This is a genomic window from Colwellia sp. 5_MG-2023 (genome assembly GCF_030547795.1).
In the GTDB taxonomy this organism is placed as follows: domain Bacteria; phylum Pseudomonadota; class Gammaproteobacteria; order Enterobacterales; family Alteromonadaceae; genus Colwellia.
On record NZ_JAUOPW010000046.1, the window covers coordinates 1 to 11,302 of the forward strand.

Consider the following 11,302-nt stretch of genomic DNA (forward strand, 5'->3'; position numbering starts at 1 on the left):
TTTAGGTCTTGTTAAATCGGTATTGGCGTTTGTAGCGCTGCACCTTCGAGTAGAGTTCAAATCGCTATTTTCACCGCCACATTCTAAGAAACCGTTATATTAATTTATAGCGGTTTTTTTTCGTCTGGAGATTGTTAAATATAAACCCGAGGTTTGTAGCGCTGCATCTTCGAGTAGAGTTCAAATCGCTATTTTTACTGCCACATTTAGAGAAACCCGTTAATCGAAAGATTAACGGGTTTTTTGCTTTTAGGAATATCTAAAATAATCTAATCCTTTGACTGTGTTTATATACAGGCAGCCTTAATTCCTCTTTTCTACAATAAAGAAGGCATTTTGCCTTCTTTCACACATCAATCAGTTGAAAGGGGTTTTTTAACCAATTGATTTACTGATAACAATCGAGTAATGTGAATATATTATAAAATTATGGACGATTTATATCCTCTTGTAGAAAGAAGGTATGTTGCCTCATAATAAACTGTTAAGCGGCAAACGGAGTTTTAGTCTACTTATGAATTTCAATCAAAGATTAGAGTGTAATACTTGCAAGGAAAATATAGATTGTCGTATTGGAATGTCTAATCGAGATGTTCAACCAATTAGTTTTGCATGCCCAAGCTGCGGAGAAGGGATATTAATTGAGTTAAACTTAGAGAAAGGCTTTAAATACAAAGGTGCAAAATCTATTCACTTTGATGGTCCTTTTACAAACGAGAACCCATTTATAGACTTACATTTAGATTTTCCTGTTAAGTTTGGCGAGTATAAAATGGGGCAAACCCCATTTATGATGGCTCATGCAAGAATTGGTCATGAAAATTTTAGTATTCACAATACAAGATTAAATGCCTTAAACTTGTTGTATCCCAAACTAGATGATTTCAAACGTATTCTTCGTCTTTATTCTAAAAATAAAAAACTATTTGGTCAGTTGTGTGAATCGAAGTTTGGGGAAAAACTACGCTCAGAGAAACCTCAAGATTTAAATCTTGCACTTTATTGCGTTATAGCGAAGGTTTTTTTCCCTTTCTCAATGCCAGATGAAAATGCTGATTCTGTAAAATTACACATGAAAGCCATTCAAGATGCTTTAGGCAAAGATAAAGAAAGCTTTAATGCATACATTAGTGAAATTTTTGATACTGATTTCTTGCATAACATACAACAAGACTGCCTTGATATTTATCCTCAAATACTTGAAGGTGAACTTGCGTTTCGTCCTGCGCTATTTTTAGATTTTGATGATGATTATGAAAAAGAGCTAGTAGCATTTAGAGTTTCTGCACATGACTTTCAAACTTATAAAGATCTTTACAAGGATATTTCTGAAGTAATGTCACGTCAGTTGGTTTTGGTTGCAGGGCTTAATAACTTGATTCATCGAGGTGACTTTAATAAATTTAAAGACATCGGAAAAACCACCCCAAAATCGTTACATGCGTATGCTGATCTTCCATATGGTTTTAAAACTAGCCATTTAGATGATTGTTGGTACAGCATTACCGACGGTTCGGTAAATAATCAATTGAGAAACTCAATTGCGCATGTGAAAGTTGAATACAATGAAGTTACCCAATTAATTACATATTTCCCTAAAAAAGAAGGCATAAAGCAAGAAAAAGCAGAAAGTATCTACTTTCTTGATTTTATGAGAAATATCTTAATTTCTTATAGGGAAATGCATCGAATGCATCAGTTGATTAAGTGCTTGTTTAATTATTACTATTTAATTCATCAAAAAGCCGCTTAAGAATAAAATTAACAGGGACAGTCGCTCAAACTCCAGCTAAATGGATGAAGTGACTTTTACTTATAGGTAATTGTTTATTTGAATAAAAACCAGCTTTACGGCTGGTTTTTTAGGATTTAGTAAACAGGTTATTTACCAAAAATAATATCGGTAATGCCCTCTGGTGAGAGTATTTCTATCCAGTAGCCGTCAGGGTCTTTTATAAATGCTAGGCCTTTCATTGAGCCATCATCCGGTTTTTTTACAAACTCTACATCGTATTTTGCAAAGCGTTCACTGGCGGCATAAACATCTGGCACGCTAATACAATTAACAAGGACAGTCGCTCAAATTTTTTAATACGCAGTTCGCTAACACTACTTATTATAATAACAAACCTTGCAACTTATCTAAGTAATCAATGTTGCCATCGGCGAGTTCTTGATAATGAGCAAGAATGTATAGCAACTTGGGATTTGATTTGTCTTTGTGAAAATCAATATTTCTTTGCATATTTTCAAGCAACTTTTCTAATGTGGCTGCAATATAAGTATCTCTGTTACCGTTTTTTGAAAGGCCAGCATTAGAAATTAAACTAGACAGCCACTTTAATTGTGCAAGCTAAACTGTGCCATAAAATCTACTTTTTAGGTTAAAAAATTTACCTTTCCTTATCTATTTCTTTTATTTAATTCATTAGAGTGATTTATTAAGTTAAGCTGAAGTTGATTATGTTATGAATGAAACCATCAGATTTACGGTCTTATGAGTCATTGGGCATTAGTTATTAGGCATCAGTCTTTAGGTATGAGTGCTTAATTGTTATTTAAATTGTTTTAGTATGATATTAAGGAATTAAATTGAACGGTCGACTTATTTTATCTGGTGTTGTGTCTTTTGTTTTTTATTTTGGTTGGGCATATTGGGCTAATAGTGCAGATAATATTCCTCAGTCTGTTACGCTTCAAGCGGCTTTAGTTCAAGGTGGGTACAGTGGTTTTGTAACCTTATTTTTTACTTTTATCTTAGAGAAAGTTGTTAATAAGTACCGAGGAAGCTGCATTTCTTTAGCTTTTGTAACGCCCATTTTGTGTATGTTTCATTCTAAAACACCGCAAAATATTGCAATTCGACAAAGCTTTAATAATGCGATTACATTGTCAGCGTCGTATTTGGAAGATAAAAAATTAGCAGGGACTTTGTTTGCACCTATTTTTCCTATCGCGGTGCAATCCAGTTTGGTATTGTTAGTGAATATTATTAATCAAACACCTAATTTATTGTTAACGGTTGCACCAAGTATTCTTTTTACTACTTTATATGCGTATACCTACATTTTTGCGCTACTTAAAAAGTAGATAGAGATATAACCCGAAGAAGTTATGTTGATGCATATGGTCAAGTTGATGCTCAGGCGTCATACGAAATCAATGTTCACATATCTCTTTATGTTAATGCAACCGATATAACAAATGAAACTTTGTTTAGATACAGCAACAATAATCCATCTCAAATTAGAGCACTTACCCAAACGGGTGCACGTTACTCCGTTGGAGTAAGAGCTAAGTTTTAGCCACAACTTTAAGTGGAAGGGGAGTTCGAGTATTTCTTTAATTGTAGTAGCTCAGACTTGATCTTACAGCACCATTTGAAAAATGGATAACTGTCAGGTCAAGTCTGAGCTACTACACCCTATTTTGTTAACACCAAGCGACTTTGTCGTATCTTAATTACCAAGCGATTCTGTCGTAATCGCTAATTACCAAGGGAAACTGTCGGTCTTTTTTTACATGTTTGTTAGTGTTCTTTTTTTTGAATACTAGAGGCATGTTGAGGATGATTGTGATGGATTCTAAAGCTCAACTCACCGTTGATATAATTGCTAAAGTCGTTGAAAGCAGAATAACAATTGCCAATGTCGCTAAGTTACTCAGTAAGTCTCGACGCACCATTGAACGTTATGTAAAGCGATATCAGCAAGTCGGTATTCAGTTTGCTGTGCATGGTAACAGTGGTAAGTCACCGCCTAATAAAACCCCAATTTCAATTAAACAAGCAGTTCAAGTATTAAGTTGACGAATAATTGGGGTTAAGCGAATCCCCCTTAACCTCTCATCATTTCAAATGCAAAAAATAATTGCATATATGAATTGTAGCATGTAGTATTGTTTAAAAATCAAACAGAGCTGTACGAATAACCAACAGCTACTTCAGCTACTTCAATTACTCAATGAAAATAAAACAGAGGTATAAAAAGTGAAAAAGTATTTAAAAACACTACAGCGTAAATCTAGGCTAACATCGTTTTTGTTAGCCGCTACAATTGCAGGAGCTGGTTTTGCTAATGCAAGTCAGCAAGACGCAGTCGATCAAATGTCAAAAGGTGGTATTACTACGTTTTTACACTTTAATGAAAACTCAGATTTACCCGTATTTATTCCATGGAATGAACGCATTCAAAATTTTCCAGTAGAGCCGTTGGCCGACATGCTTGAAGCTGGTGGCGTAAAACTCTTGTTTTTTACTATCACCCATCATGACTACAATCTTCCATTTCCGGTGCCTAGTACTGCTTCAGCAAATATGAAAAATCTTTATGCTGGCAGATCTGCTGACAGAGATTTAATGAATGATATATATGAAGCTTTAAATGCTAGGGGCATCAAACTCGGGTTTTATTTTAACCCATTACCAGATACAGAAGAGCAAGCCTTTCAAGATCAGATTGGATTTCCAGATGGAGACTGGCTGCAAAATATGTATGAAACTGTGGAGATGACTTCAGACCATTATGGCGACAAGGTATCTGCATGGTGGATTGATAATATGGCTAAAAGTAGCCATTCACGTAAGATTGATCCAAGTGAATTCGCTGGGTATTTGCGCTCTGGTAACGCAGATGCACTCATTGCCTACAACGTGGGGGGGCAGAATGGAAATAGACAAATCCCTTTCGCAAATGACGGTGATGTTAGCCACATTACTAATTTTACCGCTGGTCACCTGAAGAATAAAGATCTTAACTATTTAAAGCCCGCATCTAAGTTTGATTCAAATGGCTTGTTAAATTATCGTCTTGATCAAATGCAACGAGGGTGGGCTGTACAAGAGCCTGATTCTGAAGTTGGTGGCACTTGGCACAATGCAAGATATGAAATGCCTGTGCTTCTAGAGTATATGTATGACCTTAGATCAGTCGGTGCGGTAAGTAGTTGGAATGTGGCTCCTTATCTAGATGGCGATATCGACGAAAGAGTGGTTAATCAGTGGGTGATGATAGGCCAAGCCATGAAACATGGTAAAGTTTTTGTGTCGGAAGACGACGATATGCTAACTTACGCAGGCTTCAGCACAACACAAGAAGATCTTTTCGCCTCAGACCGTTATTTAGCTGAAAGCTCACAATATGGCGATACAGCAACCATCACATATACAGGGTCTCGTATCGAACTTTGGGGTAAAACGCAAAGTACTGGTGGAAACTGTAGCATCTCTATAGATGGTTCAACGATTGAAACAATCAATCAAAATTCAAGTAGCGATGAAAATCAGGTCAAATTTTTTGATAGTGGCCCACAACAATCTGGAGATCATACTCTGGTGATGAAGAATGTCGATGGAGGTGTTTGTACTCTGGATCACGTTTTTTACACCCCAGAACTCGCTAACAAAGCGGATGGGGCTGAATTCGATTATGGCTCTGGCTGGAGTAATCAAGCACGCAATGAGTCGTATGGAAATACTATTCACTATACAAATATTGATAAAAGAAGTGCTGACTTTGAGTTTACTGGTGATCGTTTCCAAATTTTCAGTCAAATTGGTCCAGACGGTGGTGCGTTTGACGTATGGATTAACGGTGACGTTGTAGGTACGGTTGATACATACAGTCCTACGAAAAAGCATCAAGTACTTGTTTATTCAAGTCCAATTCTTGTTCCTGGCTTTCAAGATGTCAGAGTAAGAACTAAGAGTAGTTCTGACGCTAATCCAGCAGCGAGCAATTCATGGGTGCACGTTGATTATATTCAGTATAATGAAACTGTGCCTGAAGGTTATACCATAGATTCAATACATCATGACATCAATTATGATAGCAACTGGGCGTTTCATGAGAAAGATGAAGCTCATTTAAACGTTGTTTCTTATTCAAAGGTTAGCAATTCACAGGCTTCTTATACTTTTAATGGTACAGGCGTCAAAATTATTTCTAGGAAGAATACGGGTGGTGGAAAATGCCAAGTTAAAATAGACGGTAACTTAATAGATACTGTTGATTTATATTCTTCAACTTGGATAGATAAAGCAGAGGTTTTTAGTAAGCAAGACCTAACGTTAGGCTCTCATACTATTGAGGTTGTTGTAGATGGAACTAAAAACAGCAATTCTACTAATTACTATTGTGTAATAGATAGATTCGAAATTGCACCATACCCCATCAATATTATTGCCGCACCAGTGTTGGGTGATTGGGATGAAGATGGCGATGTGGATAACAACGACATTAGAACTTTGACGATAGCGATACAAAAGAGACAAGTTATAGATAGTAGCTTTGATCTAAACAACGATGGTGTGGTGAATATTCTTGATGCACGCGTTTTGATGAGCATGTGTACCCGCGACCGTTGCGCCATTTAATTAAGTAATAGAGGAAAATAACATGAAAAAATTTATAATCACCATTGCAACTGCATTTGTGCTTGCAACCAGTATTAATGTCCAAGCAGGACTGATTGATATTGAGCTTAGCAATAACGATGTTGCCTTAGGTAATACCCTGAATGTGAAGTTATGGGGTTCGAGTTTTACTGAATTTGATACTTTATTTGTTGATTTAGAGTTTGATATCAGCTTGTACAGTTTTCAACCCGCTACCGTGCAAAGTGAATTGCCATTATTTGATGGTCTTTGGGGACTTGAAGTGACAGAGCAATTCTTTGGTGCCAATTTAACTTTCTATGGTGAGACGAGCTTCACTGATCAGAATATTGATGGTGATGATCAGTTTTTACTGGCCAGTTTTGATTTGTTGGCAATTGCTGAAGGTAACAGTGACTTTCAAATAGATACCTTATATGGGCCGTTAGTAGCATTAGGTTTAGGTGATAGCCAATTAATTGATGTCGGACCATCAGTAAATGCTGTATCAACCAGTGTGCCAGAGCCAAGCAGCTTTGCCATTTTTATGCTGTCGGCTTTAATGTTAGTACGTCGCAAAAAACAGTAATTAAGGCAGGGTCAAAGGAGTCTTTGACCTAAGTTAAAAAGAAGCCAGCTTAAACGCTGGCTTTTTATTTTAAACAAGGATTTTCAGTTGGCTAAAAATTAACAAGGACATATATGGACGCTCTCCAGAAATCAAGCCGAACTTAAGTAAAAACATAAATATATCTTTTATGTTTTCATCGGTTGAGCTTAAGTACTTTCACTTTATCGTTTTCGATGACAGGCCCTATTGCTTGCTTAAAGCAAACTGTACTGACATATATTCGAGCTATAGATTATCCCTATGCTCCGGATGAGTTGCGAACTAGAAGTACCTTAAAATATTTACAGTCAAACGTGTTTTAGACACGTGTCCTATCGCAGGCTTTGTTCTAGTTGGCTAGTGCCTTTTAATTTCATCTTGTAAACAACAGTCTTGAAAAGTTAAACCTTAAAAATGAGGTACTATCTAGCTGCCTAAACAGTCACACAGGCTCATGGCCTTTGTCCTCGACAGGCTAGCTAGATAGTAAAACGGGTAATAATTCATGCCACAACCCTAACCACTTGAGGTGTGTAATAGCATTGCTTTTGTAATAATGTCCACATGATACGTGCTAATTTGTGAGCTGTTGCTACAGCGGTACAATTGAACGTTTTTCTTGCTCTTAATTGGGTGATCCATAAGCTTAATGCATCTTGCTTTTTCCCTGCATGACTAATAATAGCGCGAGCACCATGTATTAATTGTTTACGTAGGTATTGATCGCCTCGTTTACTTATCCCTCCCATCACGCTTTTGTTACCTGGGAAATTAATGAGGACAGTCGCTCAAACTCCAGCTAAATGGATGAAGTGACTTTTACTTATAGGTAATTGTTTATTTGAATAAAAACCAGCTTTACGGCTGGTTTTTTAGGATTTAGTAAGCAGGTTATTTACCAAAAATAATATCGGTAATGCCCTCTGGTGAGAGTGAGAAATTAACAGGGACACTCGCTCAAATTTTAATTAAAATATAATTAACAAGGACATATATGGACGCTCTCCAGAAATCAAGCCGAACTTAAGTAAAAACATAAATATATCTTTTACAAATTAACAGGGACAGTCGCTCAAACTTGCTCAAACTTGAAAAACACAGACTTGGCAGCTAATGCTTTATAAATGGGTGCTCTTTTAATTTTGCTAATTTGTTAAAAGGCTGCTTTGTTGCTTAGAATTTTACCTAAGTGTATTGGCTTAGCTCCGCGTTGGTCTTCTATATAAGCCACTTCAGTGAGTATTTTATGTATATCTAAACTAATGAAAAGTATGTTATGTTTTGTCATGCTAACCTCTGTTTTATATTGTTGACATATATTATGGCTCTGGCTTGTAAAATTAACCCACGTTCAGAGGCTAGTATCTTGTGGGGAGTCATTGTGTCTATATGCCTATGGAGGCTCTACAAAATTATATGGAAATTCGCAATATTTCCTGGGAGCAAACAATCCCGCTTCGACAAAGTGTTCTTTGGCCAAACAAGCCTCCTGAATGTTGCCATGTAGATGGTGATCATGACGCAATGCATTTTGGTGCCTTTGCTAATGACGAGCTTGTTTGTGTTGCTTCCGTATACATAAAATCAAATAAAGCTCGCCTACGTAAGTTTGCTACTAAAACTGATTGTCAAGGCCAAGGCATTGGCTCTCAAATGCTAAAATTTATTCTTCACTCTCTTAATAATACGGTTGTAAATTTTTTTTGGTGTGATGCTAGAGAATCAGCTTTAACTTTCTATCAGCGTTTCGGTATGCAGTCATACGGAGAACGTTTTTATAAAGCTGATGTTTCTTACTTTAAAATGAAAATTGCTTTATAGTACGTTTAAAAAGGCATATAACAGGTGCCTCAATTCGCTCACAAGCTCGCTCGGACAATTATCAATAGGCTCTTGTCGCTGCGCTCAATAGCTTAGGAGATAACTTGAGCATTTGGATTACTGAGAATTGGTACTTTATGGAGCTAGCGTAGGAACAGTTGCATTAATAATTAATTTATCCAAATTTGTTCATACACTAAAACATTTATAGGACATACATATTAAATGGATAGACGCGCTATCAAGTTTGATTGGAATCGAGCAAGGGCATTTCTTGTGACAGCTGAAGAAGGCTCGCTATCGGCAGCTGCTAGAGCACTAGATATGACGCAACCTACTATTGGTCGACAAGTAGCTGCGCTGGAAGCAGAACTAGGTGTTTTATTGTTTGAAAGGACAAATTCAGGGTTAGTTCTTACACAAAGTGGCACTGACTTGATAGCACAAGTAAGGGCGATGGCAGATGCTGCAACCAATTTATCACTATTGGCGTCCGGAAATGCAGAGACAGTTGAAGGAAATATTTGTATCAGTGCTACAGAGATGATCGCGGCCTATACTCTTCCTCCTATTGTAGAAAAGCTGCGTAAACAATGGCCTAAAATTGAAATAGAAATAATTGCTTCAAGCGATACTAGTGATTTGTCGCGCCGTGAGGCTGATATCGCTATCCGGAATTATAGACCAACGCAACAGGAGCTTATCGCTAAACGTGTTAAAAACACCTTAGGTCATCTATACGCTTCTAAAAATTATATACAAAACCTTGAACACCGACAGTTCCCACAAGATTTAAGTGACGCAGTTTTCTTCGGAGTTGACCGCTCTAATCGTGTGATTTCCTATCTAAAAAAATTTGGTTTTGACCTAAACTCAAGTAACTTCCCGGTAATTGTTGCCAATCATCTTGTACAATGGGAGATGGTTAAGCATGGCACCGGCATTGGCTTTATGATGGCTGATATCGGTGATGCTGAGCCTTTAGTTGAAAGAGTCTTACCAACATTTCCTGCTTTTGAGACAGAAACTTGGCTGGTTGCTCATAGAGAATTAAAGACTAGTTGTAAATTACGTGTCGTATTTGATTATTTAGCCGCTGAGTTGAGTGAATAAAACCATTTAAACATTATAAAACAAGCTTTTCTATGCATTTTAGTATACCTACTATGCAATTATAGGCATTGTCTGTAAATATTTGCATGGATATACTTGGTCTTGTCAATTATGGGCAATACAAATTTTGTCCAAAACCCTGTTAACCTGATGAGATATTACATTATGAAAATGGATTATTGTGTTCTTGGAACAAACAATATAGAAGCATCGATTAAATTCTATGATTCACTTTTTGAACAAACAGAACTTAACCAAGTTTTATCGACTGACAGAATGACGTTCTGGCAAGGCCAAGATTTTGCATTTGCATTAGCTACCCCTTTTAATGAGGAACCCGCAAGTAATGGCAACGGAACAATGATTGGTTTTAATGTTGGTTCTACTGAAGAAGTAAAAAGACTTTATAAAAAGGTCCTCGAGTTAGGCGGCACCTGTGAGGGCGAGCCAGGCCAACGAGGCCCTAAATTTTCCGCTTATGTGAGGGATTTAGATAAAAATAAATTAGTTTTTTCAGCTTAACGAGGGAAATAGTTTAAAGTTTAATTCATCAATAAGTTAACTGGGACTAAGTTAACTGGAAAATCGCTCAAATTTGAAGAATATAGACTTTGCAACTAATGCTTTATAAGCGAGGGGCTTTTTAATTATTTTTTTTAATTGTTGTTGAAGAACTCTCAGTTGGTCACTGCCTTAATGTTAACGAAGATACGATAGCAAATAATTAGTCTTGGTTTATTTAATGGCAAGTGATCTGGCATAACGGTTATTCGCTTTTACTTATTTCTATCCGAAAAGGTGTTTCGGCTAAGGTTAGATTTTCGTCATTAACCGACAATAAATATAATCATAATTCAAAGAGTACCTGCCCTCTCTAGAAAGTAGGTAGACATACAAGTTGCAAGTATTCGAAATTCAATTTTGTTTTATGTAATTTCGCACCGTAGGCATAATTCTTCGGCTTACGGGTACTTCCATTGAGTCGTGCAGTTGCAGAAATCCTGCTCCGGATGCTTCAACCTGTTGTGAGCTTTTGCTATTCAAACTGCGAATGAATTCCACATTCACTAAATATGAACGATGCACCCTCAAAAACGTTTTAGGAAGACTAGACTCCAACTCTTTTAAACTACCAGTGAATAAACGTTGTTGATGGTCTTTAAGGTTCAACTCTACATAATCTCCCGCGGCTTTACAAAACACAACTTGATCGCTGGCGATGATTTCAATATTACCCGCGCTGATAATTTTTATTTTACTCGGTTCTGTTTGTTGCTGGTTTTGTTCAAGTTTGAATAAAATTAATGAGGACAGTCGCTCAAACTCCAGCTAAATGGATGAAGTGACTTTTACTTATAGGTAATTGTTTATTTGAATAAAAACCA

The 11,302-nt window shown here is 36.7% G+C and carries 8 protein-coding genes and 4 pseudogenes; 8 read left to right on the forward strand and 4 right to left on the reverse strand.

Annotation, left to right across the window (positions count from 1 at the left end; translation table 11 throughout):
* Nucleotides 1–514 precede the first annotated feature (514 nt).
* Nucleotides 515–1,753, forward strand: coding sequence for a hypothetical protein (locus tag Q4496_RS17550; RefSeq protein WP_303610944.1), 1,239 nt, complete (start codon nt 515–517; stop codon nt 1,751–1,753).
* Nucleotides 1,754–1,881: 128 nt separating this feature from the next.
* Here the strand turns inward: Q4496_RS17550 and Q4496_RS17555 are convergent.
* Nucleotides 1,882–2,061: pseudogene (locus Q4496_RS17555) on the reverse strand (VOC family protein); the annotation flags it as partial.
* Nucleotides 2,062–2,592: 531 nt separating this feature from the next.
* Between Q4496_RS17555 and Q4496_RS17560 the strand changes: the two are divergent.
* The 4 genes and pseudogenes from Q4496_RS17560 to Q4496_RS17575 all read left to right on the forward strand — a co-directional run bounded on the left by Q4496_RS17560 (nt 2,593) and on the right by Q4496_RS17575 (nt 6,962).
* Nucleotides 2,593–3,090: a hypothetical protein gene (locus tag Q4496_RS17560; RefSeq protein ID WP_215974484.1), complete on the forward strand. Its 498-nt coding sequence runs from the start codon at nt 2,593–2,595 to the stop codon at nt 3,088–3,090.
* Nucleotides 3,091–3,568: 478 nt separating this feature from the next.
* Nucleotides 3,569–3,796 (forward strand): annotated as a pseudogene (locus Q4496_RS17565) (helix-turn-helix domain-containing protein); the annotation flags it as partial.
* Between the two features lie 309 nt (nt 3,797–4,105).
* The gene (locus Q4496_RS17570; RefSeq protein ID WP_303610948.1) at nt 4,106–6,373 is read left to right on the forward strand and encodes an alpha-L-fucosidase; all 2,268 of its coding nucleotides are present in this window, start codon (nt 4,106–4,108) and stop codon (nt 6,371–6,373) included.
* A 22-nt stretch (nt 6,374–6,395) separates the two neighbouring features.
* Nucleotides 6,396–6,962, forward strand: a complete 567-nt coding sequence (locus Q4496_RS17575) for a PEP-CTERM sorting domain-containing protein (RefSeq protein WP_303610945.1) — start codon at nt 6,396–6,398, stop codon at nt 6,960–6,962.
* A 496-nt stretch (nt 6,963–7,458) separates the two neighbouring features.
* On the opposite strand, the pseudogene Q4496_RS17580 reads toward Q4496_RS17575, so the two are convergent.
* Nucleotides 7,459–7,747, reverse strand: a pseudogene (locus Q4496_RS17580) (transposase); the annotation flags it as partial.
* A 392-nt stretch (nt 7,748–8,139) separates the two neighbouring features.
* Nucleotides 8,140–8,271 (reverse strand): annotated as a pseudogene (locus Q4496_RS17585) (IS110 family transposase); the annotation flags it as partial.
* A 128-nt stretch (nt 8,272–8,399) separates the two neighbouring features.
* Between Q4496_RS17585 and Q4496_RS17590 the strand changes: the two are divergent.
* The 3 genes from Q4496_RS17590 to Q4496_RS17600 all read left to right on the forward strand — a co-directional run bounded on the left by Q4496_RS17590 (nt 8,400) and on the right by Q4496_RS17600 (nt 10,439).
* Complete coding sequence (locus Q4496_RS17590) at nt 8,400–8,804, forward strand: GNAT family N-acetyltransferase (RefSeq protein ID WP_303610946.1); 405 nt, start codon at nt 8,400–8,402, stop codon at nt 8,802–8,804.
* A gap of 225 nt (nt 8,805–9,029) precedes the next feature.
* Nucleotides 9,030–9,917: a LysR family transcriptional regulator gene (locus tag Q4496_RS17595; protein WP_303603177.1), complete on the forward strand. Its 888-nt coding sequence runs from the start codon at nt 9,030–9,032 to the stop codon at nt 9,915–9,917.
* A gap of 111 nt (nt 9,918–10,028) precedes the next feature.
* Nucleotides 10,029–10,439, forward strand: a complete 411-nt coding sequence (locus Q4496_RS17600) for a VOC family protein (RefSeq protein ID WP_303610947.1) — start codon at nt 10,029–10,031, stop codon at nt 10,437–10,439.
* Between the two features lie 393 nt (nt 10,440–10,832).
* Here Q4496_RS17600 and Q4496_RS18000 read toward each other — a convergent pair whose 3' ends face one another.
* The gene (locus Q4496_RS18000) at nt 10,833–11,246 is read right to left on the reverse strand and encodes a LytR/AlgR family response regulator transcription factor (RefSeq protein ID WP_368506842.1); all 414 of its coding nucleotides are present in this window, start codon (nt 11,244–11,246) and stop codon (nt 10,833–10,835) included.
* Between the last annotated feature and the right edge of the window lie 56 nt (nt 11,247–11,302).